This window comes from Paucibacter sp. TC2R-5, from assembly GCF_025717605.1.
GTDB lineage: Bacteria > Pseudomonadota > Gammaproteobacteria > Burkholderiales > Burkholderiaceae_C > Paucibacter_A > Paucibacter_A albus.
Window position 1 is genome coordinate 307,844 of the sequence record NZ_JAJIRQ010000005.1, and the last position, 24,077, is coordinate 331,920.

Sequence of the window (24,077 nt, forward strand, 5' to 3'; positions counted from 1 at the left end):
TCCCGTCCGCCACTTCTGGAATCGACCTTGTCTTCTCAACCTAGCTTTTTGGCCCGCATCCCCGCCGGCGCCGGCGTGCTCTTTTTCGTGCAGATGTTCTCCACGCTGGCCTACGCAGTGCTGTATTCCAGCCTGGTGCTGTACATGAACAAGCATCTGCGTTTCCCGCCCGAGCAGGCCGCGCTGATGATGGGCGTGTTCGGCGCCTTCAATTACGGCCTGCATTTGTTCGGCGGTTATCTGGGCGGGCGTTTCTTGAGCAACCGCAACCTCTTCGTCGGCGGCATGGTGCTGCAAGTGCTGGGTTGCGCCGCGATTGCCGGGGGCACCAGCGCCTTGCTCTACTGGGGCTTGGCACTGTTCCTGGTCGGCAGCGGCCTCAATGTGACCTGCTTGAACATGATGCTGACCCAGCGCTTTGCGCCCGAGGACAGCCGCCGCGAGGGCGCGTTCTTGTGGAACTACGCCGGCATGAATATCGGCTTCTTCATCGGCTTCACCATGGCCGGGCATTACCAGCTGAGCGAGAGCTACAGCAGCCTGTTCATCTTCGCCACGGTAGGCGGCGTGCTGGCGATTGTGCTGTCGGCGCTGTTCTGGAAGACCTTGGCCGACCTGGACACGCCGCTGATGCATGTCAGCGCGGCACAGTTCCGCCTGCGCTTTGTCGCCGGTGTGGCGATCTTGTTGGGTCTGGTGCCGGTGCTCTGGATGCTGCTGCAAAACCCCAAGGACACCGACACCTTGCTGAAGGGGATTTGTGCCCTGGTTGCAGCGGCGCTGGTGTTCATCACCATCAAGCATCCGGATGAGCCCGAGCGCCGGCGCATGTGGGCCTATTTGATTCTGACTCTGGGTTCGCTGATGTTCTGGTCGCTATACCAGATGGCGCCCAGCGGCCTGCAGTTGTTCGCCGTCGGCAATGTGCGCTTGGAGTTATGGGGTTATGTGATCGCGCCGCAATGGGTGCAAAACATCAACACGCTGGTGATCGTGATCGGCGGGCCGCTGCTGGCGGCCTGGTTTGCGCGGCTGCGCGAGCGCGGCTGGCCGATCGATATTCCTCAGCAGTTCGCCGCCTCGCTGGTGCTGATGGGCTTGGGCTTCCTGGCCTTGCCGCTGGGCATCGCGCTGGCGGATGCGCAGGGTCAAGTGGCGTTCTCCTGGCTATTCACCAGCTATGTTTTACAAAGCGTGGGCGAGCTGCTGATCTCGCCGGTCGGCTACGCGATGATCGGCCGCCTGGCTCCGCGCCAATATCAGGGCGTAATGATGGGCAGCTGGATGCTGGTGACGGGTCTGGCCTCGCTGTTCGCGGCCGACTTCTCCGGCATGGTGGCGCAGCCGGCCGACAGCACGGCCTTGATCAGCAACCCGGCTTATAGCGCGCTGTTCACGCAGCTGGGCGCGGGCTCGGTGGTGGTGGGGCTGGTGTTGGTGGGCTTGATCCCAGCGCTGCGCCGGCTGATTGGTGAGCCGGCCAAACCCTGAGCCAAACCAAAGAATTGGGCTGAGCTGAAATGACTTAATGCGATAGTGCCCGCAAGCAAAAACCAATAGTCATTGCACTTCATGCGCAGCAAGCAGTTTCTTCTTTGTACCGCTCTCTTTGGCAGTTTGGCCGCGCCACTGCCCGCGCTCGCGCAGGTCCGAACCGAGCCCTTTGAACATCAACGAATCGAGTCCGTCCAGGTCACGATCGACAATCCCAGCCCAGACGCGGCGCTGAACTCGCGGGTCGAGGACTTGGTCCGGCGCACGCTGGCGGCCTACCCCAGCAGCCGCTTTTCCGAGGATCGCTTGATCGCGGCGCTGGCGCGCTTGTCGCGCGTGCCGGAGATTCGCGCCACCCGTCATGAAGTCGTCAACGGCAGCACCGGCGGGGTTCAGCTGCGCGTCGCCGTGACCCTGGCCGACGGGGCCGCGCCGCCAGCCGACGCCAGCCCACAGTTCCCGTCCCTGTACCAGTCGAACGGTACCTTGGTCCGCGCCAAGCTCGAGACGCTGGCCATGTATTACGGCAATAACAATGCCTGGTATGGCCGCAATGACTTGATGCTCAATGGCAATCCTTTTGCCGTCGGCAAGGCTGCCGGCAAGGGCTATAGCCAATGGCTGGAAGGCTTTGTGCAGGCCGGCCTCTACGCCATCACGCCGCTCACAGACAGCTTGTACGTCTATGGCGGGGCCAGCGTCATCGCCAGCGGCTCGGTCGGGCAAGAGTTGTTTACCGATAAGACGCGCAGCCATGTGGCACTGGAAGATGCTTTCCTTGGCCTGGTCGGCGGCAGCACTACCGAACAAGGTGACCGTTTGGTCTATAACCTCTCAGCCGGACGGCAACGATTCAGCGTCGGCGAGGGCATGATGCTGGTCAACACCGCCCAGAATGGTTTGAACCGGGCGGCGCTGCAGTCCAACCCGCGCTGGGCGGGCGATCAGGTCGTGTTGGCGCGCCTGGCCTACAACGACTGGAAGCTCGAAGCCTTTCATATCGACCCGGACGAGTTGCCGGAGGTGGACTCCAAGACGCAAATCCAGGGCCTCAATGTCGAGACCACCGCGCTGAATGATTTCACGCTGGGTGTGATGGCGCTGCGGGTGCCCAAGTCGCAGGCGTCCTACTACACCACCAGCAGCCAGTTGCAGCGCGAAGGGTTGCGGGCGTTGGACTTTCGTGTCCGCTGGCAACCGGCGCCCAGCGGCGGCGCAGGCCCCTTCATTGCCGCTGAATTTGCCCGTCAGACGCACAGCAAATTCGATATGCAGGCGCAGGGCTATTTCGGCGAATTCGGCTATGTATTTGCCAAGGCCGCCTGGTCGCCCACGCTCAGCTACCGCTATGCGCGCTTCACCGGCGACAAGCCGGGCACAGAGCGTTTCGAGCGTTGGGACCCCTTGCTGTCGGGCGGTAATGGCGAGACCTGGGTGCAGGGCATCAACCATTTCAAGATCTTTCAGGACTCCAATCTGATCGCGCACCGGGTGCAGGCGAGGCTGAGGCCGCAGCAGAACATCGAGCTGGTGCCGCAGTTCTGGCTGTTCCAGGCGGACTCGCTGGCCAATCTGGGTGGCAACCCCGCCCTGTCGATGTTGCAGTCCAAACAAGTCGGCAAGGAGTTGAATTTGACGGCCAAGTATTTCTACTCCAGGAACGTGATGTTCCAGGGGCATGTGGCCGCGACCTATGCCGGCACAGCGATTGATCAGGGCCTGGGCGCGCATTCCAGCCCATGGCTCAGCACCATGTTCTTTGTGCGCGTCGGTTATTGAAACCATTTTTTTTCCACAGCAAAAGGGAGTCAGCAATGGAACGTCGTGATTTGATGAAGAGCGTGGCGGTGTTGGCGGCTGCGGGCGCAGCGGCCACTGGGTCCGGCAATGCGGCGGCGCAGTTTCAAGGCAAGCCGCAAGCCGGCGTCGGGGTGAAGGACATCGAGCCGGTGCCAAAGGATCAGTTCACGCCCGATCGCTTCAAGGGCAAGACCATGCTCATCACCGGCTGCGCCCGTGGCATGGGTGAGGCGGCTGCGATCCGCGCCGCGCGTGAAGGCGCCAATGTGGTGGGTGTCGACTGGATACCGGAGCTGGGCGCCCAGACGATTGAGCGCATCCGGGCTGCGGGCGGCAAGGCGGTGTTCGTGGCCGGCCATGTCGGCGAGACCGCGACCTGCGAGCGCATGGTCAAGACGGCTGTCGATACCTTCGGTGGCTTGGATCTGGCCATCAACAATGCCGGCGTGATGGACGGCGTGTACTCGGGCGACCCGATTGATTTTGAGAAGCAGAAGTCGCTGATCTTCGCGCCCATCCATGAAGCCTCGGACGAATATTGGGACCGGGTGTTCCTGAGCAATTCGGCCGGCGTATTTCGCAGCATGCGGGCGGAACTGAAACAGATGGTGGCGCAGGGGCGCGGAGGTGCGATCGTCAATGTGGGCTCGATCGCTGGGCTCACCGGCTTGGCCGGCAACCCCGCTTATGTGGCCAGCAAACATGCGGTGACCGGCCTGACGCGCAATGCGGCGATCGACTATGCGCCCTACGGCATTCGCGTCAATTCGGTCAATATGGCCGCGACCGATACGCCTATGGTGGCGCGTGCAACCGAGCTGGTGATGGCCGCGAGCAAGGCGGCGAGCCGCCCCGGCATGGGCAGCATCAAGACGCAAAGCGTTCTGGCCTATGCGGACTCCAAGCGCCGCCCGGCCACGGTCGGTGAGCAGGTCGCGGTGATGCTGTTCATGCTGTCGAACGAAGCCTCCAACCTGACCGGCGCGGCTTACGCGACCGATGGCGGCTGGACCGCCTATTGACCACGTGGCGTTGGCCTTGCGGCCTCCAAGCTCTTCACTCGCAACAAAGGCCTCGCCATGATCGAAATCCACCACCTGAACGAATCCCGCTCGCGCCGCATCACCTGGATGCTGGAGGAGCTGGGTCAGCCCTACGAAGTGATCAGTTACCAGCGCGACGCCGTGACCCGCTTGGCGCCGCCCGAGCTGATGGCGATTCACCCGTTGGGCAAAGCGCCGGTGCTGCGTGATGGTGGGCTGGTGATGATCGAGTCGGGCGCCATCATCGAGTATCTGGTGCGCCGCTATGGCAATGGCCGCTTCGCGCCGGTGCTCGGCACACCGGACTACAACCGCTATAGCCAGTTCTTGCACTATGCCGAGGGCTCGGCGATGTTGCCGCTGATGCTCAAGCTTTATGTCGGGCGCCTGGGCGAAGCCGGCGCACCGCTGCAGCCGCGCATCAGCAGCGAGTTGCAAAATCATCTGGGCTATCTGGAGAGTGAGTTGACCGGGCGGGACTACTTTGTCGGCGATCAGCTCAGCGGTGCTGATGTGCAGCTGTCCTTCGTCGCGCAGATCGCGATCAAAGGCGCGCCGGCCGAGGCTTATCCGAATTTGCGCCGCTTTGTCGCGATGCTGGAGGGGCGGCCCGCTTACAAAAAGGCGATTTTGCGCAGCGGGGCTTGAGCGTTCAGATCAACTCAAGCCAAGGAATCGGCAATTCGTCGCACAAGCTTGGCTGCCCGCAGAGGCGGGCGACACAATCGCCGGCATTGACCCACTCCCTGACCCTATGCCCATGCAAACTCGAATCCAAGGCCGTTCACGTACCTTCCTGGCTGCACTGACCTTGCTGACGGCGCTGGGCTCGGCTCAGGCCACCATCTTCAAGGACAAGGAACTCGACGCGCTCTCGGACGCGAACAAGTTTGCCGAGCTTGAGCGTTTGGCGCAGACGCGGCTGAAGGCCAATCCGGCCGATGCCGAGGCCAGCGCGGCCTTGTCGCTGGCGCTGTCTTCGCTTGATCCAAGCGACAGCAAGCGGGTCGAGGCTGGCGCAAAGCAGGCCAAGGTCTGTGTCGAGCAGCATCCGACGGTGGCGGTGTGTCAGCTGGTCACGGCACAAAGCCTGAATGTGCAGATGGGCAGCGCCGGCATGTTCAAGATGGCCTCGATGCTGGGTGACATCAAGGCGGCGCTGATCCGCACGCTGGAGCTGGAGCCAACGCAGGCGATGGCGCGCATCCAACTGGCCAAGCTCTATTTGTTTGCGCCAGGCATGCTGGGCGGCAGCGTCGCCAAGGCGCGAGAGCTGGAGGCGGCGGTGCGTAACAGCCAGCCCGAGCAGGCTCGGATCATCCGCATCTACATTGCCGCCGAGGGCAAGAAATGGGCCGAGATGGAGGCCGAGTTGCTGGCGCTCAAACCCGCCAAAGACGCGACACTGCTGGACGAATCACGCAACGCCTATTTGCAGCTGGCCACGCATTACCTGAAGGACGATAAAGACTTCGCCAAGGCCAAGAGCTTGTTCGAGCAACTGCAGCGCGAGCAGCCTGCTCAGGCGGCCGGCGTCTATGGGCTGGGGCGAGTGCAGGCCGAGATGGGTCAGGCCGACGAGGCGGTGCGGCTGTTCGAACGCGCCAGGACGCTCGAAGGTGCGGATGATTTGCCTATCGATCACCGCCTGGGTGACGCTTTGCTGGCCAAGGGCGACAAGCCGCAAGCCAAGGCCGCCTATGAGCGCTTCCTCACCAAGAAGAATGCTAACCCCAATAACGTTGAGGCCGCACGCAAGAGCCTGGCCAAGCTGAGCTGAGCTATGCCTCAGCTACTTGCTTGGTGAACTGCAGCCAAATTTCGGGCTCCCGGTAGCTGTCAAAGCTGACCTTGAGCAGCTTGAAGCCAGCGCTTTCAAAGTAGCGAATCACGGTGGCCCCTTCGTCTTCGATCGGGGTGCCGAGCTCGTATTTGGCGCCGTGTGCTTCGTCGTTCCAGTTGCCCGGATCGGGGTAGGGCAGCACGACGAGGAGTGCGCCCTCGGCATGCAAGATGCGGTGAAACTCGGCCAGCACCTTGGCCGGCTCGTAGGCATGCTCGAGCGAATGGGACGAGTAGACGATGTGGAAGGCCCCGTCCTCAAAGCAGCCGAGATCATGCATATCGCATTCCATCACCGGGTAGCCGCTTTGCCGTGCCATCTCCAGCTTGGCGGGGTTGAGTTCCACGCCGACTAGATTGGTAAAGCCCATTCTTTTGAAGTGGCGCAGGCCCACGCCGTCGCCGCAGGCAATGTCGGCAATGCGCAGATCGTGCGGCAGGTCGGCAAAGGTGGCGTTGAGGTAGCGCTGTTGGCCCAGCTCCCATTTGGGCACCGAGATCTCATGCGAGGCCCATTTGTCCGTCTGGTAGCCCAGATAGGTCTGGTAGTCCGGGACGATGTCCTGGTAGGTTTTGGTGGCCTGTTGCGGGCCGGACGCTGAGCTCATGCGGGTCTCCGTTTGCCGGGATCACAGAAGTCAATACGGTAGCGACCGCTCCATGACTCGATCGTCGGAAAAGACGGCAGGCCGCAAGCTATCTGTCAAAGACCTAACCAAGGGCTGCGTTTGACCGACACCGCCACCATATAGGCCAAGAGCAGCAGCGAGACGAAATAGGCCGGCAGGTGGAAACGGTTGCTGCCCATCGCCATATGGGCGCTGAAGGTGTAGGCCGCCAGGGCCAGCAGCTTGGCCAGCAGCCAGCCGTCACGCAAGAACGGGTTCAGGTAGAGCAGCACCCACAGGCTCAGACCGGTGATGGTCAGCAAAAAGTCGATGCCAAACACCAGCGTGCGCACGCGCTCGTCCATCACCCAGGGTGCTCCGAACTGAAAGAGCAGACCGCGCACCAAAAACATCACCACGCTGGCCCAGGCCAGCACGGCGTGTATCTGACCCATCTGAAAATCAAAGGAATAGCCCATGGCCTCGCACCTCTCGTTCGGGCGATAGCTTGGGCCAGTGGGCCTCCCGCTGTCAAGCCGGGCTTGCCATGAGTGGCGAAGCTTGATGTGTTTGGGAGAAGCGCTTGAACAAGCCGCAGCAGCAAGCCGCTGTGCCAAACCGCTCTACCAAACCGCTGTACCAAATCGTTAGAGTTGTGATCCTTTGATTTTCTCGCGCTCGGTCTTGTCGACTTCGAAAGACAGTCGAGCGGGTTTTTGGCAATCGGCAGGCTCTGCGGCCGAGCTCTTGCTCAGGCATTCGCTGCGCGCTCGGCTTTGCTCGCTTGAATAGACGCTGCTGCTGTGCTTGTCTCCTTTGGCGATAGTTTCAAACAAACCCATCAGCCAGCACATCGGGCAGCCGCGCAGCAGCAAAAGGGCGCCGACCAGTGCCAAGCCGGAACCGATGGCGCCCAAACCCTTGAGCATCAAGGCGGCGGCGATCAGCGCAAAAGCTGCCGCGCCGCGCAAGAGGTGAAGAGAAACCGAACTGCTGCAAAACATGTTTAAGCGTCCTTGTTGACTTCGAAGGAGCGCGGCTCGAGCGCGCCGTCCTTCATCCAATAGCCGCTGGCCATCAAATGCTCACGCACCTGCGCGCGTGCCCGGTGCAAGCGGCTCTTTACCGCTTCCAGGCTGAGCCCCAGTTGCGCGGCCACTTCCGGCGCGGTCAGCTCATGCACATCGCGCAGCAACAAGACCTCGCGGTAGGGCGGGGTGAGTCGCTCCATGGCGCGCACCAGGTCGAGCCGCAGATCGGTGGGCACGGCCGCTGCGGCTGGCATGTCTTGCGGCGCCAACTCGTCCAGATCCTCGGCCTTGCTGCGTAGGCGGAACAGTCGGTAGCACTCGCGCTCGACGATCCGAAACATCCAGGTGGCAAAGGTGGCGGCGGTGCGCAACGCGCCAATCTTGCGGTAGAGCTGCCAAAGCGCGATTTGCACAGCGTCCTCGGCATCCTCGGTGGTGGAGCAAGTACGCCGGGCGAAGCGTTTCAGGTCCGGCTGGCAGACGCTCAGCAGGCTTGAAACGGCACCTGCTTCGCCCCGCGCAGCGGCTTCAATCAATTGCGCTTTGGCAGCGATCATCGGTCTATTTCTCCAGGTAGCGGCGGCCAACCATCGCACAGGCCGGGCAAAAGCCGACGAAGGCGGTCAGCACCATTGTGGCGGCGGTGGCGATGGCTAAGTAAGTCACGATGCCTGTCGTAAGGCCGCCGAGTATGGCCGCGGTGATGGCCACACCCATGGCGATGCGTAGGGCGCGTTCCCAGGTGGGTAGATTGCGTTTGAGGAAGAACATGATGAAAGAGTCCTAGGTTCAGGTGGATGACCTAGACCTAGAGGCGCAGTGCTTCGAAAAGGATTCAAAAGGGAGCGAAAAAGATTGAAAAAGTTTTCGGTAAAGAAAATTCACCAAAGCTGAACCGTTTGGCGCCTCGTCCGCCTCTTGGCCAACGCTCGCGCGATCTTGGCGGCGCTGCCCATCCAAGGACAAGCTGCGCGAATTCATTCGCACGGCTTTGTAATCGCTTAAGAAGCAAGGCGCTGCTCGGCACCTCAGTTGTCATGGCCCTCCGCGAGCCGGGCTAAAGGGTCCGAGAATCCTTGCTCACATCAGGAGAAATCATGCTTCCAGCACTGCAGAGAATTGACCACATCCATGTTTTCGTCTCCGATCGGGCGGCGGCCGAAGCCTGGTATGGCACCGTCCTGGGCCTCAGCCGGATCAAAGCCCTTGAGTTCTGGGCGGCGGACGGCGGCCCTCTGACCCTGTCTGACCGGTCAGGCATGGTTCATCTTGCCTTGTTCGAGCGGCAACCCGAGCGCTGCCGATCGACGATCGCCCTGGCGGCTAATGCCGGCGACTTTCTGGCCTGGCGGGCGCATTTGGCGGCGGCGCTGCCAGTGCCCGTGAGCTTGGAGGACCACCAAGTCTCATGGTCGCTGTACTTCAACGACCCCGACGGCAATCCCTTTGAGATCACCAGCTATGACTACGCCGAACTGGCATCGCAGTTGGGGCTGGGGCGCAACGCTCAAGCTTGATTGAATCAATCGCGAATCATTGGCAGCAAATTCATGAAGCTCATTTCGATCGCGGTCGAGCAAGACCCAGATAGGCAGACAAGGAACACCGTACAGACAGGACTGTTCGACGCGATGTTTGTCGCGGCGCGCGATTCGCATGTAAACCTGATCGGCGGCCTTGTGGGCGAAGCCTATGGGGGCTGGATTAGCTTCACCGCAGTTTGGGTGCGCCAACTCAGCGCCGGTTTGATGATTCTCTTGGCGCCCGAGGCGGGTCGGGTCGGTCTATTGCGTTTGATTGAGCGCCTGCATGCGGGTGAGCCGTTTGAACTCTCCAGGGCCGGCCCGGCTCTTCGGTAAAGTTCGCCGATTCTTCGCGCGAATGCAGCTTAGCCATGACTCAATTCGAACTCTTCAGTGAACTGCCCACGGCCGACGCCTTCAAGGCGCTCTACGACACCACAGGCTGGGGGCCGGCTTCGCGCGACACTGCGTTTTACCAAGCTGCACTGGCCGGCTCCTGGCGGGCGCGCGCGGCCTATGCCGAGGGGCAATTGGTCGGGTTTGTGCGCGCGATCTCCGACGGGCATCTGCACGCCTTCATCACCGAGATGATTGTGCGCCCAGAGTTCCAGGGCCAAGGCGTCGGCGCGGCCTTGCTGGGCGCCATCATTGCGGATTGCCAGGCTGCCGGGCTGGACGATATCCAGTTGTTTTGCGCCAAGGGAAAGTCGGCGTTCTACCAGCGCCACGGCTTTGTCAGCCGACCAGATGATGCTCCTGGTATGCAGTTCAAGCCGGCAGGGTAAGCCGCTTTGCCTCTGGGGCTGCGGTCGATATAGTCAGCCCGGGCGGGCGAGGCCCGGCCGCTCTACTGATTTGAAAGGCACTGCTCGATGAACGCAAAGACTCTTAAACTACTGGCGGCCGGATTGGCCCTGCTGGGTTCAAGCGCACTCTTGCTGGCACAAGCGCCGGCCCCCGCCCCCGCTCTAAGTCGCACCGTGGTCGCCACCGCCGATGTGTCGGTGCCGAACCGGCAGGCGGTGATCGCGCGAGTCGAAGTGGCGCCGGGCGGCGTGGCCGGCTGGCATACCCATCCCGGTGACGAAATGAGTTATGTGATGGAGGGCGAGGCGGTGCTCTTGATCGCCGGTCAGCCGCCGCGCCATGTGGCGACGGGCCAGGCTTTTGTGGTGCCGGCCGGCGTCGTGCACAGTGCACGCAACGAAGGTGGCGTAACGGCCAAGCTGGTCGGCGTCTATGTGGTCGAGAAAGGCCAGCCTCTGGCCTCGCCCGCCTCGGCACCATCGGCTGGTCTTTGATCGGCTAACCAAGGCCAAGCCAATATGGCCCAGACCTTGGCTTCCGACTTCAGTACTGCGTCTTTACCTGGACGCCCGAGTAGGCCGTCTTGCCGTAGAGGCTGATGTAGATATAGCTATTGCCAGGCGGGTTGGTGATGGTGATGGTTTCGGCGTTGCTGGCACCGATGGAGCGATAGTTGTAGGCGGTCGAGGTGGCCCAGGTGCTGGTGTTCACGTAAAGGTCCGCGTTACCGCTTCCGCCCGCCGACGAGATGGTGATCGCCGTCGTGCCCGCCGGGATGTACACGTACATGTACTTCAGGCTGCCCGCGCCGCCCGAGAGATTGCTTTTCACGCAGTTCTTGCCCAAGGCTTCGGCCGCGCCGGTGCATTCGGGCAGCGTGCCGGCTTGCACCACAACAGTGGCCGTGCTGGAGGCGCTGCCGCCTTTGTTGTCGGTGACGGTGAGCGTGACGCTATAACTGCCGGCTGCCGCGTAGGTCTTCACCGGCGCGGCCAGGGTCGAACTTGTGCCGTCACCAAAAGTCCAGGTGCGCGAGCTGATGCTGCCGTCACTGTCGGTGGATTGATCGGCAAAGTTGACGCTCAAGCCATTGACGCTGCTGCTGAACTTGGCGACCGGCAGCGCGTTGCCCGAACTGGCTTGCACAGTCAGCAGCTTGGAGACGGTGGCTTTGCCGCCGCTGTTGTCGGTCACGGTCAGGCTGACGGTGTAGCTGCCCGCAGCCGCAAAGCTGTGGCTGACCGTGGCGACCGTTGAACTGCTGCCATCGCCGAAATTCCACAAACGAGAGGCAATCGTGCCGTCGCTGTCTGTGGAGGTGTCGGTGAAGCTGACCTGCAAGTTGGTGATGGCGTTGTTGAAACTGGCCACCGGCAAGACATTGGCCGGCGGCGTGGTGTCCGCGCAATTGGGCAGGGCGGCGTCAGCGGCGCATGTCAGCCAGGTGTTGAAGCCGGCGTCCATGCTGGCGCTCATCGCGGCGCCATTCATATAGCTTGTGTAGCCGGCGTAATTGCCCGGCCGGAAATAGCCCAGAATATTGCCGACCTTGCTGCGTTGCTTCTCGAACATATAACGCACGGCCAAATAGCCCCAGTTATAAACGCGGGTGGTGCCGGAGTTGTAGTCGTTCTTGAAGATGGTGCTCAAGGCATAGGTTTTCGCTGCGGCTTGATTGCGCGCATCCACATAGTCGAGCTTTCGGTAGGAGTAGGACATATATTCAGCGAAACCTTCTATCCACCATACCGAATTGACGCCGGTGGCGGCACCGAAGTCCCCATACATATTGAATCGGCCATCGAGGTAGTGAATGTATTCGTGTGTCAGATTCCAGATCTCAAATTTCGGCAACATCCATTCTGCTTGGTAGGCGATAAAGCGCGCCTGGTTGCCGGCGATTTCTGGGCTGCCTTCCAAATACATGCCGCCGTTATTGGTATCAATACCAAAAAGCGCACCCGCATAGGCTTTATAGTCCTTGCTGCTGCTGAAGATGACCATTTCCAGCTGGGTATTGTTGTCGTTTGCGACCGGCACTTTTCCGCTGGCGACTTGGGTGTGGAAGTAACCCTCTTCGGCGCCGACGATGGCGCAAGCCTCGCTCAGTTGAGCCGCGGTCAGGGATTGCGCCTTCAAGCGCAAGGTACTGCTGCAGCTGTGTTTGATCGGCAAAACATTGCTGTCGATGCGAGCGACAAAGTCACAGAGGTTGTAATAGCTGCAATTGGCTTTGTCGTAATAGTCCACATTGCCGCCGACCGCAACCCATAGTGCGGCGGTGTTGCCGGTGACATTGCTGCGATCCAGTATCAGTTTGACTTTGGGCTTGGTGGCATTTTTGAGTGCTGAGCCTTCGGTGTATTTTAAAAAGCGGCTGAGTTCCCGCCCGGCATTGGTAACGAGATAATCGGCGCTGCCGCCAAGTGCATTGAAATTGTTATTGATGAAGTTGTACAGCGTGTCTGTGATCGATGTATCTGCTTGCACCAGCGTTGCGAAAGCAGCATTGTCATGGCCGCGAAAAAGAATGGTGAAGGTGTTGTTGACAGCGCTTTGCATCCAGAAGTAGTTATTGAAGCTGCTGTTGTAGTTATCCAGCAAGCGTTTGACTACCGAGCTTAAATAACGGGCATTTTCTGAGCTGCTGTCAATCAAGGTCACAAACTCGGCCAGTATTTCGCCATGCGTGTTATTGACCAAGCTGAAATTGCCGTTGTTGACAAAGGCGTCCAGCGCTGCCCGCACTGCGGTTTTCAAGGCCGCGCCGTAAGGCCCGGTGTCGGCGCTGTAATACCAATTGACGTAATAGCCGGCGCGCAAGAACAGAATCAGCTGCATCGCGCTGTTGGCGTTGCTGCCGTCATAGCTTGAGGCTACCGTTCGAAACGCGTCCGCAATGCTGACCATTTTTGCTTCGTTCAGCGTTTGGCCGGCAGCACTGCCGGTGAGGCTGAACAGTTGTCCGACGCAGTCGGTGCTGCTGGCCTTCACTGCATTCACCAAGCTGGCGCCGGATGAGGTGGCAAACAATTGCAAATCACAGCTGGCAGCGGCAGCGGCTGCCGCATTTGCGGCGCCTTTTGCGGGCTGAGCTTGTGCCTGCGCCTGTAGCTGAGCTTTGGACTGGTTTTCTGCCCGCATGGACGGGCGCTGCATCAGCGTTTTGAGGCTCGCTTCTTGGCCGCCGTATTTCATCCTTGCGCTGAGTTCGCTGGGCGCGTTAGGCCGCAATTCGGCAGCGCTTAAAGGGCGCTTTTGATTGTGGGCGCCACTCAGTTGCGACTCCGTGCTGCCGGCAACAGCAGGCGGCTTGGATTCACTCTTGCTGCTGCCGAGTTGCTCGTTTGCGGTTTGCGCATGCGCTGCCGTGCCGAATACTGCCGCTGCGACGGACATTGCGCAGACTGCGTTGATGGCGCTGATTACATTGCGCCAGCCGGCCGATTGTTTGCCATGTGTTTTCACAAAGTCTCCTGCTCACTGAAGGGGAGGGCACCCCGGGGAGGGGGTGGACTCAGGCGCCTTGTCGCTGCCTGGTTTGCTCAAATGTTTTTCTGATATATCAACACAAGAGCTGCGCCGACTGTAGGAGCGGATGGGCTGGGCCCACACTGTCAGGTCTTACAGGGGTGGCTTGCCACGAGTGGCCTTGACTTTGTGTCCAGCGCGTGCCAAACCCGTGCCTGGGGGCTGCAGTTTCTGCTCCATCGTCGGGTACAGGGACCGAGGAAAAGGCTGGGGGTGGCGATTCACCGTGCTGGCGTGAATCGTCGCCTTAGACGAGTCCCTTCAAGCGCCGCGCCGACTCGTTCATTTCCGCATGCAGCCAGTCGCACAACATGCGCAGCGCCGGCTCCTCACGCAAGGCCGGCGGGTAGACGATGTGATAGCGGCGCTGGCTGGCGCCTTCCAGCGTCGGGCCGGGCAAGCGCCGCAGGCGACCGTCCAATAGCGCATCGGCACACAGCAGTTCGCGCGCCAAGGCCACGCCCATGCCTTGCTCAGCGGCTTGCACCAGCAGGCCGCCGTCATTGAAGCTGGCCGCCGGGAAGATGCTGCAGGCCAGGCCTGCTTGGGCGAACCACTGCGTCCATTGCTCGGCGTCTCCGAGCAGCGCTTGATCGGCCAAGGTCTGCAAGCTGGCGCCTTCCAGTTGCTGCGCCAAGGCCGGCGCGGCCACCACGATCTGGCGCGACTCCATCAGCACCTCGTTGACCAAACCCGGCCAAGGCCCCGCGCCCTGACGCAAGGCCAGGTGGAAGCCCTCTGATTCCAGATCAATCACGCGCTGCAGCGTGAACAGTTTCAGGCTGATGTCTGGATGCGCGGCCCGCCAGCCGCTCAGGCGGGGCATTAGCCAGCGCTGCGCAAACGAGGGTGTGCAGGTGATGTTGAGGCTGCGCATGGCACTGCCGTCAGCCGCACTGGCGGCGCGCAGGCCCAGATCCAGCTCGGCCCAGGCGCGCTCCACGGCGGCTTGCAAAGCGCTGCCGGCGGCATTGAGCTGGATGCCGCGGCCGGCCCGCTCGAACAATGCGAAACCCAGCTGCGCCTCCAGCGCGCGGATTTGCTGGCTGACGGCGCTGTGCGTCAGGTGTAGTTGTTCGGCCGCGGCGCGCACATTTTGCAGGCGCGCGACGGCTCGAAAGGCGGCCAGGTATTGCAGCGGCAGACGGGGTGAATTACTCATTTGGTAAGTTTAACTACCCATAACGGGTGGAAATTCGCGCTTTTCAGTCGGTTATTGAAAACTTACGATGCCCAGCAAGTGATTTGACCTCAGCATTCCCCGCCTTGAAGGAGCCCCCGCGCATGAGCCCGCACCGCCTGATGATCGCCACCCTCGTGATTGCCGCCTTGGCAGCGAGTACTCAATTGCAAAGGGTCTTTGCCACCGATGCGGCGGCCTTGCCGCATGCGCAAGTGGACCCGCAGGCGAATGCCGAAATCGGCGCCGCAGCGGCGCGGGCCGGCGAGTTGCTGCGGGTGAGCGCGCTGTCTTCGACGCCCAAGTCGGCTGAGCTTGCCCAGCTCGCCGCCTGGAGCGAACACCAAGTGGCCACACCCGACGGCTTGCTGGCCTACACCAGCATTGGCCAGGGCCCAGTGCTGCTGGTCATCCCGGGTGGGCCGGGCGGCAGCAGTTACGGCCTGCGCAGCCGCTTCCTGCCGCTGGCCAAGGACTTCAACATCGTCCTTGTTGACAATATCGGCCGGGGCCGCTCGGCGAGGCTGGCCGACCCCGCTCGCTACACGGTGGAGCGGGATGCGCAAGACATCGAGCATCTGCGCCGCTTTTTGGGCGTGAAAACGCTGGCGCTGTATGGGCATTCCTATGGCGGCCTGGTGGCTCAGGCTTATGCCGCGCAGTACCCGCAGGCGGTGGACCATTTGATTCTGGGCAATACCTTGCACGGCGAGCGGAGCTGGCAGGCGCAGATAGACGGTTTCAAGGCTTGGTTACAGCGGCATGATCCCGAGCGCTGGCAGCGCTTGTTGGTGCTGCACGAGCAGGGTCAGCTGACCGGCAGCGCCCAGGCGCAGGACTTGATCGGCGCTGTGTTTGAACCTTTGTACTGGGCCAATCGTGCGGCGGAGCGCCCCAAGGCGGTCGCCAGCGGCGACCCGCGTGACGCGATGAACAAGACGGTGTATTTGGCGATGCTGGGCCCTGACCCGGAGTGGCGGGTTGGCGGCACGCTGCAAGGGGTCGAATTGCTGCCTCGGCTGAAGGCCGTCACCGCGCCGACCCTGTTGCTGACCGGGCGCTTTGATGCGGTGGCGCCGCCCAGTGTGATGATGGAGATGAAGCAGGCCCTGGTGGCCAGCGCGGGAGCGAGCGCCGTGGTGTTCGAGCATTCCGGCCATCGGCCATTTGCCGAAGAGCCCTCGGCCTGGGCCAAGGCCGTCAGCGAATTTATGCAAAGCAGAGCTAACTGAATATGTCCAATCACCCAGCGCCTGAATTCGTCGTCCAAGCCCAGCTGGATGCTTACAACGCTCGCGATATGGATGCTTGGCTCGCGACCTATGCAACGGACGCCAAGCAATATGCTTATCCCGGCGTCTTGCTGGCCAGCGGCCACGCGGAAATCCGCGCCCGCATGACCGAGCGATTCACCGAAACCAATCTGCATGCCCGCTTGCTCAGCCGCTCGGTCTTGAAAACCGCCGACGGGGCGACGGTGATCGACCATGAAACCATCACCCGCAGCTTCCCCGAGGGGCCGGGCGAGATCGATATGGTGGCCATCTACGAAGTGGGCGGCGGGCTGATTCGTTCTGGGCTGTTCATTGTCGGGGAGGCCAGGCTCGCTGCTTTGTTTGGCGATCGGGCTTGACGCTTGCTCAGCGCAAGCGCCATTCCGCCAAACCTTTCAACCAGACGGCGGCCGATTGCTGCAACCAGCTCTGGGCCTGGGGGTCGGCCCGCAGATGCGTGTTCAGGAACGCAATGCTGATGTGCTCAACCACGACGCCGGCTTCCTGGTTGCCCTTGTCCAGCAAAGTGGGCGGCGGTGCGGCACTCATGATGGCGTTCTGCGGCCCCGAGCCCTTGGCAGGCTGGCTTTGTGGGCGTCGGCTGATGCCCCGACCGGCCGGCTCCTCCGGTGATTCAGCCATGCCGCTGGCACCCGCCAGCGCGGCATGGCTGGGGTTGTTCAGGAGTAATAGATATTTGTTCGCGTCAGCGGGCAATTGCTCGAAGAAGCGCGTGCGCTCGGCCGCCGAGTTGAGCAGGCCGGTGAGGTCAGCCGCGCGGCGCGAGTTGATCGCCAGCAGCGGCAGCCTCGGGGGCATGGTGGCCAGCGCCCGTTCGGCATCAGCATGCGTCACGCCCGAGGGGCTCAGCATGATGACGGCGCGGGCGCCTCGGCCCGGTTCAGCGGCCTGTGGCCCCAGGCTGGAACCCCAGGCCAGCGCCGTGGCCGCGCCCAGGTCATAACCGACCACTGCGACGCGGCTCAGGTCCACCCGCGACCACAGCGCCTCGCCGGCTGCGGCGCGCCGGCCGAGCTCGGCAATCGCCCCCTGCAGCGCATGCAGCCTTGCTTGCAGCAGGTGGGGCTGCTGGTGTTGCAAGGCCAGCGCGCTGAAGTCGGCCGAGCGAGCCAGCGCCGATGACCAGGCCGTCTGGTCGGCCTCCAGGGCTTGAAAGCTCAGTACCGCATAGCCCGCACGTGCCCAGGCATAACGCCAATGTGCACCGGCATTGGCCGACTCACCCAGGCCGGGCAAATAGACCAAGAGCGGCAAGCTTTGGCTGCCACCCTGCGGAGCAGCCAGAGTCACGGACAGCGGCTCGCCATGGACCACCCATTGTTGGCTGGCGACCGCGAGCTCCACCGCTGTCGCCTGCGTGCTGGCCGGCCTGGGGGCGCCGCTATAGCCACGCTCGGCCAAGTCCAGTGCGCGTTGCTGGGCGGCCGAGGCGTCTTGGCGCGGCGGGCCATAGGGCGTGTGCTTCTGGCTCGGGCTGGAGCAGCCCAAGACAGCCGAGGCGCAAATGAGAACACAGAGCAGCGAGCAGGCGAATCGGGGGGACCTATTTTTCGGCATGGATCTCAGTCTTGGACGGAAGGCGGTGGGGCGGCGAGCAGCGACAAAAACCGGCCAAGGATAGCGCCTCAATGCAAGGCCGCGTCCAACAGACGGCTGCGCACCAGTGGGTGCCACAGTCGCGCATCGCCTAGCGGTGTGGCGGGCGGCAGATCGGGGTTGCGCAGAATCAACCAACGCCGTTCGGCCAGTTTGGCGCGCAGCAGTTGCGGGCCCACCCAATGGTCGAACAAGGCCTCAAAGCTGCCATCGGCCAGCACCAACTCCCAGCCCTTGCGCAAGCGCTCGGCCAGCGCCGGCGACTGCGGGCTGACGAAAAAGTAAAAGGCCGAAGGATAAGCAATCAACCATTGGTCCAGCACGGTCAGGCCCGGCAGCGCGTCAACAATGGGGAAGACCTCGATCGCTCCGAGCGCAAACAGATCGATGCGCTCGCGCTTGAGCATTTCGGGGAAGGGCGCTAGCTTCGCCATGCGTTCGACCTTCCAGCCATTGGCGCTGAGGATCTTGGCATCGGGCCAATCCGCCACTTGCCCGATGCTCAGCGCTTGCGCCTGACTCGGGCTGCTGATGGCTTCCATCTGTTCTCGCCGGCTGCTCAGCGCGACAGGCAAGCGAACACCCAGGAGGCCACGGTAAAGGCAGACCCGAACCGGGATGCCTTGGGCTTCGCGGGCTTGTGAAGTCATCGAACTCAGCAACTCCAATTCGCCCGCTGCGAGTTGCAAAAAGGCCCGGCTTTGCGACACCACCTCGCTGGGCTGCAGCCGGTAAGGGCCGTGGGACGGGATGGTTTTGTCCAGCAAAAGCTTCAGCACTGCTTGCTCATAGGTCAAGACCTTGGCGTTTTGCTCCTGCGCCAAGGCGTGCCGAATCACCATGACCTCGGCCAAGCAGCTTCCGCCGCAGAGGGCAAGCCACAGGGCCGCAACGACGATCAAGCACCGCTTGATGGCTGCGGCGTCCCTACTCAACAGTGCTGCGGCCGGCTTCATCGTCTGGCCATCTTAATCAAAGCGCCTGTACACGCACCGCTGTAACCTTGAAGCCAGGAATTTTGCCCGCCGGGTCGAGCGCGCTGCCGGTCAAGACATTGGCCGCAGCCTCCCAATAGCAAAACGGCAGAAAGACCTGACCCCGGCGCACCTCGGGGCTGATCTGCAAGAGGGCTTGCAGCGTGCCATGACGCGAAGCAATGACGATTGCTTGAGCGTCATCCAAGCGCAGTGCTGCGGCGTCCTCGGCGTGCATGCTGAGCAGGGGCTGCGGCGACAAAGCGTCCAAGACCTCGGCGCGGCGCGTCATGGCACCCGTATGCCAATGCTCCAGCACGCGGCCGGTGCTGAGCACGAGCGGATAGTCCTGGTCGGGTTGTTCCGGGCCGGGCATAAAGCTGGCCGGCACCAACTGCGCGCGCCCGCTCGGTGTGGGGAAGCTCTGCTCGAAGATGATGGCATGGCCGGGTTCGTCTTCAAGAGGCGCGGGCGTGACCACCGCTTCTTCGCGCCTCAATCGAGCCCAGGGCACGCCGGCCAGCGGCGCCATCGCCGCACGCATTTCCTCGAACACGCGCTCCGTTGGCGCTTCGGCCGCCAGCTGACCATCGCCGTCGGCGGCTTGCCAATAGTGCCAACTCAGGCCAATGCGGCGCGCCAGTTGCTCGATGATCCACAGGTCTTGGCGTGCCTGGCCCGGTGGCGTCAGGGCCGGCCGGCCCAGCTGTATCAGCCGGTCGGTATTGGTGTAGCTGCCCCACTTCTCCAAATGCGCCGAGGCCGGCAGGATCACGTCGGCGAGCAGCGCGGTTTCTGTTGCGAAGATGTCTTGCACGACCAGATGCTCCAGCTTCGCCAAGGCCGCGCGCGCATGGTCGAGATCGGGGTCGGACATGGCCGGGTTCTCGCCCTCGATGAACATGCCCTTGATGCGGCCCTCGTAGGCGGCATGGATGATCTCGACCACGGTCAGCCCGGGCTGCGGGTCCAGCGGCGTGGCCCACAGTGCTTCGAAATGCTCGCGTATATCGGGCAAGGCGATGCGCTGGTAGTTGGGCATCATCATCGGGATCAGGCCGGCGTCCGAGGCGCCCTGCACATTGTTCTGACCACGCAGCGGATGCAGGCCGCAGCCGGGGCGGCCGATCTGCCCGGTGATCATGGCCAGCGCGATCAGGCAGCGGGCGTTGTCGGTGCCATGCACATTCTGGCTGATGCCCATGCCCCAGAAAATCATCGCGCTCTTGGCGCTGGCATAACGCCTTGCCACATCGCGCAAGACCTCGGGCGCGATGCCGCAGATCTCGCTCATGCGCTCCGGCGTGCACTCGGCGACCGAGGCCCTCAAGGCTTCGTAACCATTGACCCGTGCGGCAATGAAGTCCGGATCGGTCAAGCCCTCGGCAATGATCACATGCAGCAGCGCATTGAGCAGCGCCACATCGGTGTCGGGCCGGAAGGCCAGATGGTGGGTGGCGAAGCGGGCCATCGGTGCGCGCCGAGGGTCGGCGACGATCAGCGTGGCGCCGGCCTTCACCGCGTTCTTGATGAAGGAGGCGGCGACGGGGTGGTTGGAGCTGGGGTTGGCGCCTATCAGCAGAATCACTTCCGCATCCTTTGCGTCCAGCACTGGGTTGCTGACCGAGCCCGAGCCCAGGCCTTCGAGCAGTGCAGCAACCGAGCTGGCGTGGCACAGCCGCGTGCAATGGTCGACGTTATTGGTCAAGAAGCCCTGGCGAATCAGCTTCTGGAACAGATAGGCCTCTTCATTGCTGCCCTTGGCCGAGCCAAAGCCGGCCAGCGGGCTGGCAGAGCCGTTGGCGTGGGCATCGCGCAATTGGCAGAGGCCGGCGGCGGCAAGGTCCAGCGCTTCGTCCCAAGTCGCTTCGCGGAACAGCGCCGCCAGCGGCACCTCGCCGCGCCGCACGCGGCCAATGTCGGCCGGGTCCTTGGCCAGGCCTTCGCGCCGGATCAGGGGTGTGGTCAAGCGCTGATCGCTGGACACATAGTCGTAGCCATAGCGGCCTTTGACGCATAGCCGCCCCTGGTTGGCCGGGCCGTCGCGCCCGATCGCCTCAATCACCTTGTTGTCCTTGACTCGGTAGCTGAGCTGGCAGCCGACGCCGCAATAGGGGCAGACCGAATCGACCACTGCGTCGGCGGCCTGCAGCGCGGCGCCATTGGCCGGCGTCAGCGCCCCGGTTGGGCAGGCTTGCACGCATTCACCGCAGGCCACGCAGCTGCTGCTGCCCAGCGCCTCATCGGCATCGAAGCTGATGCGGGTGTCGGCCCCCCAGCCGGCCACGCCCAGCACATCGTTGACCTGTTCGTCGCGGCAGGCGCGCACACAGCGCATACATTGGATGCAGGCGTCCAGGTGCACGCTGATGGCCGGGTGGCTGCGGTCGGCGGGCGGGGCCGCTGGCTGCGTAAAGCGTGGCTTGCCGACTTCGAGCGCCTCGCACCATTGCGTCAGCTCTGAATTAAGGGTGTGGGGCTCGGCGGGCGCCTTGGCGGCCAGCAGTTCCAAGACCATGGACTGGCTGCGCCGCACGCGAGCGGTTTCCAGCCCGACCGTCATGCCCTCTCGGGGCTGCCGGCAACACGAGGCTGCCAGCGCACGTTCCCCGCCAATCTCGACCACGCAGGCGCGGCAATTGCCGGCCGGGTTCAGGCCGTCTTGGTGGCACAGCGTCGGGATGCTCAGACCTTGGCGCCGCGCGGCGCTCAAAATCGTCTCGTTCGGCTTGGCCTGCAGGGCCTGGCCGTCAACGGTGAAGGTGATGTCACTCATGCTCGTGCCTCGGCGCTGAACTCGTGCGGGAAATAGCGCATCGCGCAGCGCAAGGGATTGGGGGCGGCCTGGCCGAGGCCGCAGATCGAGGCGTCGGCCATCACCGAGGCCAGCTCCTCCAGCAGAGGCTGATCCCAGACCGGCTGGCGCATCAACTCGACGGCACGCTGCGTGCCTTCACGGCAGGGCACGCATTGGCCGCAGCTCTCATGCTCGAAGAACTCCATCGCATTGAGGGCCAAAGCGCGGGCGCTGTCTTGGTCAGAGAACACGATGACCGCAGCCGAGCCGATAAAGCATTCATGCACCTGCAAGGTGTCGAAGTCCAGCGGCGCATGGGCATGGCTGGCCGGCAGCATGCCGCCGGACGCGCCGCCAGGGAAGTAACCGTATAGCTGATGACCCGGCAACATGCCGCCGCCGTATTCGTCGATCAACTCCACGGCGGTGATGCCGGCCGGCGCCAGATAGACACCAGGCTTGTTGACCCGGCCCGAGAGCGAAAACGAGCGCAGCCCTTTTCGACCGTTGCGGCCTTGACTTGCGAACCAGTCGGAGCCGCGCTCCAGAATGTGACGCACCCAATGCAGCGATTCGATATTGTGTTGCAGGGTCGGCCGCCCAAACAGACCGCGCTCGGCCACATAGGGCGGGCGTTGGCGCGGCCAGCCGCGTTTGCCTTCGATCGATTCGATCATCGCCGACTCTTCGCCGCAGATATAGGCGCCGGCGCCGCGCCGCAGCTCGATCACCGGCAAGCCGCTGCGCGCCGCTTGCAGCGCGGCAATCTCCTCGCTCAGCACCTGGCGCAGTGCGTGGTACTCGTCGCGCAGATAGATGTAGACGGCCTCGGCGCCTATGCAATGTGCCGCTATCAACATGCCTTCCAAAAATAGCTGCGGCTCGCGCTCCAGGTAATAGCGGTCTTTGAAAGTGCCTGGTTCACCTTCGTCGATATTGACGGCCATCAGCCGGGGCGCGGGCTGCGCGCGCACGATGGACCATTTGCGCCCGAGTGGAAAACCGGCGCCGCCCAAGCCCCGCAGGCCCGATTCGCTGAGCGTGTGAATCGTGGCGTCAATGCTGCGCGTGCCGCTCAGCAACTCGTCGAGCACGCGGTAGCCGCCTTGAGCGAGATAGTCGGCCAGTGGCTGGTGTGCAGGACGAATATCTTGGATTTGACCTTGTTGCAGCAGCTTGATGGCTTCGCTCGCCGTGGCGTGGCCCAGTGGCCGCTGACCAATGACCGCCACGGGTGCCTGCTCGCAGCGGCCGACGCAAGGCACATCGATGACGCGCACACCGCTTTGTTCCGCCAGCAAGGCGCGCAGCTCGCGGCTCAAACCGACGCCGCCGGCCATTGAGCAGCTGAGCGAATTGCAAACGCGTAAGCTCAAGCGTGCCGGTGCTTGCTCACCTTCGTAGACGATGTCGAAGTGGTGATAAAAACTCGCCACCTCATGCACCTCAGCTTGAGACAGCTTCATCTCCTCGGCCAATGCGGCCAGCATATCGACGCTCAAGTGCCCCTGCGCGTCCTGAATGCGGTGCAGGTGTTCGATCAACAAGTCGCGTCGGCGCGGCAGGTCGCTCAGTAAAACGCGCACCGCTTCGATGGCGGCAGGGCTGGCTTGGCGGCCCCGTAGGCCGCCGCCTTTGGCGGGGCGGCGATAGGCTTCGCTGTGGATGGGGATGACGGCTTTCATGACGGGATTGTGCCGGGTGAATTGACAGCGGGAGGGCTGCGATACTGAGCAGATTACTAGGAGTTTCATGCATGGAGACATTGACGATTGCGGTCGACGCGGGCGGCGTGGCCCACATCACCATGACCAGGCCCGAGGTCTTCAACGCTTTCAATGAGCTGATGATTTCGGAGCTAAGCCAGGCGGTGGAGCATTGCGTGGCCGACCCCGGCGTGCGCGTGATCGTGCTGGCCGGCGCCGGCAAGGCCTTCAGTGCCGGTGCCGATATCGAATGGATGCGCCGCGCGGCGGCTGCCTCGGAGCAGGCAAATCTGGAAGACGCACGGCGCTTCGCCGCGATGCTGCAGCGACTGGCCGAATGCCCCAAGCCGACGCTGGCGCGCATCCAGGGCCTGGCCCTGGGCGGCGGGGTGGGTTTGGCCTGTGCCTGCGATATAGCGATTGCCAGCAGCGAGGCCAAGTTCGCCGTCAGCGAGGCGCGCTTTGGCATTTTGCCGGCCGTCATTGGCCCTTATGTCATCAATGCGGTGGGGCCGCGTCAGGCCAAGCGCTTGGCGCTAACGGCCAGCCGTATCGGCGCGGCCGAGGCGCTGCATATGGGCTTGGTGCATGAGGTGGTGGAGCCGGGTGAGCTGGACGCTGCGCTGGCGCGCTGGGTGCGTGATTTGCTGCCCAGCGGGCCGCAGGCGCAGGCCGAGATCAAGGCCTTGTTCGCGCAGATCGAGGTCGGCCCTGTCAGCGCCGAAGTACGCGAGTTGACGGCTCAGACGATAGCGCGTGTGCGCACAGGCGCCGAGGCGCGGGAAGGCTTCGCCGCCTTTTTGGCCAAGCGCGCGGCGCCCTGGGCGCCCCAGTAAAAAGAAACATTTGG

General features: G+C 62.9%; 23 protein-coding genes. 12 read left to right on the forward strand and 11 right to left on the reverse strand.

The window, feature by feature from the left end; genetic code table 11:
- The first annotated feature begins 27 nt into the window (after positions 1–27).
- From LNV08_RS14000 to LNV08_RS14020, 5 genes are all read left to right on the forward strand, one after another.
- Complete coding sequence (locus tag LNV08_RS14000) at positions 28–1,491, forward strand: peptide MFS transporter (protein ID WP_263534335.1); 1,464 nt, start codon at positions 28–30, stop codon at positions 1,489–1,491.
- An 81-nt stretch (positions 1,492–1,572) separates the two neighbouring features.
- Positions 1,573–3,273 (forward strand): alginate export family protein, encoded by a 1,701-nt coding sequence (locus LNV08_RS14005; RefSeq protein WP_263534336.1) that lies wholly within the window; start codon positions 1,573–1,575, stop codon positions 3,271–3,273.
- Positions 3,274–3,308: 35 nt separating this feature from the next.
- Positions 3,309–4,316 carry an SDR family NAD(P)-dependent oxidoreductase gene (locus LNV08_RS14010; RefSeq protein WP_263534337.1) on the forward strand — a complete coding sequence of 336 codons (1,008 nt, stop codon included), beginning with the start codon at positions 3,309–3,311 and terminating at the stop codon, positions 4,314–4,316.
- 57 nt (positions 4,317–4,373) lie between these two features.
- A complete protein-coding gene (locus LNV08_RS14015) occupies positions 4,374–4,985 on the forward strand; it encodes a glutathione S-transferase family protein (protein WP_263534338.1) in 612 nt (203 codons plus the stop codon).
- 112 nt (positions 4,986–5,097) lie between these two features.
- Complete coding sequence (locus LNV08_RS14020) at positions 5,098–6,117, forward strand: tetratricopeptide repeat protein (RefSeq protein ID WP_263534339.1); 1,020 nt, start codon at positions 5,098–5,100, stop codon at positions 6,115–6,117.
- Between the two features lies 1 nt (position 6,118).
- On the opposite strand, the gene LNV08_RS14025 is transcribed toward LNV08_RS14020, so the two are convergent.
- The 5 genes from LNV08_RS14025 to LNV08_RS14045 form a co-directional block, all read right to left on the reverse strand.
- Entirely contained in the window at positions 6,119–6,787 is a 669-nt protein-coding gene (locus tag LNV08_RS14025) for a class I SAM-dependent methyltransferase (protein WP_263534340.1), read from the reverse strand.
- Between the two features lie 95 nt (positions 6,788–6,882).
- Entirely contained in the window at positions 6,883–7,266 is a 384-nt protein-coding gene (locus tag LNV08_RS14030; protein WP_263534341.1) for a SirB2 family protein, read from the reverse strand.
- Positions 7,267–7,434: 168 nt separating this feature from the next.
- Positions 7,435–7,791 carry a hypothetical protein gene (locus tag LNV08_RS14035; RefSeq protein WP_263534342.1) on the reverse strand — a complete coding sequence of 119 codons (357 nt, stop codon included), beginning with the start codon at positions 7,789–7,791 and terminating at the stop codon, positions 7,435–7,437.
- Positions 7,792–7,793: 2 nt separating this feature from the next.
- Positions 7,794–8,375, reverse strand: coding sequence for an RNA polymerase sigma factor (locus LNV08_RS14040; RefSeq protein WP_263534343.1), 582 nt, complete (start codon positions 8,373–8,375; stop codon positions 7,794–7,796).
- A 4-nt stretch (positions 8,376–8,379) separates the two neighbouring features.
- The gene (locus LNV08_RS14045; protein ID WP_263534344.1) at positions 8,380–8,589 is read right to left on the reverse strand and encodes a DUF2892 domain-containing protein; all 210 of its coding nucleotides are present in this window, start codon (positions 8,587–8,589) and stop codon (positions 8,380–8,382) included.
- Between the two features lie 326 nt (positions 8,590–8,915).
- On the opposite strand from LNV08_RS14045, the gene LNV08_RS14050 reads away from it, so the two are divergent.
- From LNV08_RS14050 to LNV08_RS14065, 4 genes are all read left to right on the forward strand, one after another.
- Positions 8,916–9,335, forward strand: a complete 420-nt coding sequence (locus tag LNV08_RS14050; protein WP_263534345.1) for a VOC family protein — start codon at positions 8,916–8,918, stop codon at positions 9,333–9,335.
- A 33-nt stretch (positions 9,336–9,368) separates the two neighbouring features.
- The gene (locus tag LNV08_RS14055; protein WP_263534346.1) at positions 9,369–9,677 is read left to right on the forward strand and encodes a hypothetical protein; all 309 of its coding nucleotides are present in this window, start codon (positions 9,369–9,371) and stop codon (positions 9,675–9,677) included.
- A gap of 35 nt (positions 9,678–9,712) precedes the next feature.
- Entirely contained in the window at positions 9,713–10,126 is a 414-nt protein-coding gene (locus LNV08_RS14060; protein ID WP_263534347.1) for a GNAT family N-acetyltransferase, read from the forward strand.
- Positions 10,127–10,213: 87 nt separating this feature from the next.
- Positions 10,214–10,642: a cupin domain-containing protein gene (locus tag LNV08_RS14065; RefSeq protein ID WP_263534348.1), complete on the forward strand. Its 429-nt coding sequence runs from the start codon at positions 10,214–10,216 to the stop codon at positions 10,640–10,642.
- A gap of 49 nt (positions 10,643–10,691) precedes the next feature.
- On the opposite strand, the gene LNV08_RS14070 is transcribed toward LNV08_RS14065, so the two are convergent.
- Both LNV08_RS14070 and LNV08_RS14075 read right to left on the reverse strand, forming a co-directional pair.
- Positions 10,692–13,547 carry a collagenase gene (locus LNV08_RS14070; protein WP_263534349.1) on the reverse strand — a complete coding sequence of 952 codons (2,856 nt, stop codon included), beginning with the start codon at positions 13,545–13,547 and terminating at the stop codon, positions 10,692–10,694.
- A gap of 379 nt (positions 13,548–13,926) precedes the next feature.
- Positions 13,927–14,841, reverse strand: a complete 915-nt coding sequence (locus LNV08_RS14075; protein ID WP_263534350.1) for a LysR substrate-binding domain-containing protein — start codon at positions 14,839–14,841, stop codon at positions 13,927–13,929.
- Positions 14,842–14,963: 122 nt separating this feature from the next.
- Between LNV08_RS14075 and LNV08_RS14080 the strand changes: the two genes are divergently transcribed.
- Complete coding sequence (locus LNV08_RS14080) at positions 14,964–16,091, forward strand: alpha/beta hydrolase (protein WP_263534351.1); 1,128 nt, start codon at positions 14,964–14,966, stop codon at positions 16,089–16,091.
- 2 nt (positions 16,092–16,093) lie between these two features.
- Positions 16,094–16,492, forward strand: coding sequence for a nuclear transport factor 2 family protein (locus LNV08_RS14085; protein WP_263534352.1), 399 nt, complete (start codon positions 16,094–16,096; stop codon positions 16,490–16,492).
- A gap of 7 nt (positions 16,493–16,499) precedes the next feature.
- Here the strand turns inward: LNV08_RS14085 and LNV08_RS14090 are convergent, their stop codons facing one another.
- From LNV08_RS14090 to LNV08_RS14105, 4 genes are all read right to left on the reverse strand, one after another.
- A complete protein-coding gene (locus LNV08_RS14090; RefSeq protein WP_263534353.1) occupies positions 16,500–17,711 on the reverse strand; it encodes an alpha/beta hydrolase family protein in 1,212 nt (403 codons plus the stop codon).
- A gap of 68 nt (positions 17,712–17,779) precedes the next feature.
- Entirely contained in the window at positions 17,780–18,604 is an 825-nt protein-coding gene (locus tag LNV08_RS14095; protein WP_263534354.1) for a transporter substrate-binding domain-containing protein, read from the reverse strand.
- Positions 18,605–18,722: 118 nt separating this feature from the next.
- The gene (fdhF, locus tag LNV08_RS14100) at positions 18,723–21,500 is read right to left on the reverse strand and encodes a formate dehydrogenase subunit alpha (RefSeq protein ID WP_263534355.1); all 2,778 of its coding nucleotides are present in this window, start codon (positions 21,498–21,500) and stop codon (positions 18,723–18,725) included.
- A complete protein-coding gene (locus tag LNV08_RS14105) occupies positions 21,497–23,206 on the reverse strand; it encodes an NADH-ubiquinone oxidoreductase-F iron-sulfur binding region domain-containing protein (protein ID WP_263534356.1) in 1,710 nt (569 codons plus the stop codon). Before LNV08_RS14105 ends, fdhF begins: the two co-directional genes overlap by 4 nt.
- A gap of 71 nt (positions 23,207–23,277) precedes the next feature.
- Here LNV08_RS14105 and LNV08_RS14110 point away from each other — a divergent pair, with 71 nt between their 5' ends.
- Positions 23,278–24,063 carry an enoyl-CoA hydratase-related protein gene (locus LNV08_RS14110; RefSeq protein ID WP_263534357.1) on the forward strand — a complete coding sequence of 262 codons (786 nt, stop codon included), beginning with the start codon at positions 23,278–23,280 and terminating at the stop codon, positions 24,061–24,063.
- The last annotated feature ends 14 nt before the right edge of the window (positions 24,064–24,077 follow it).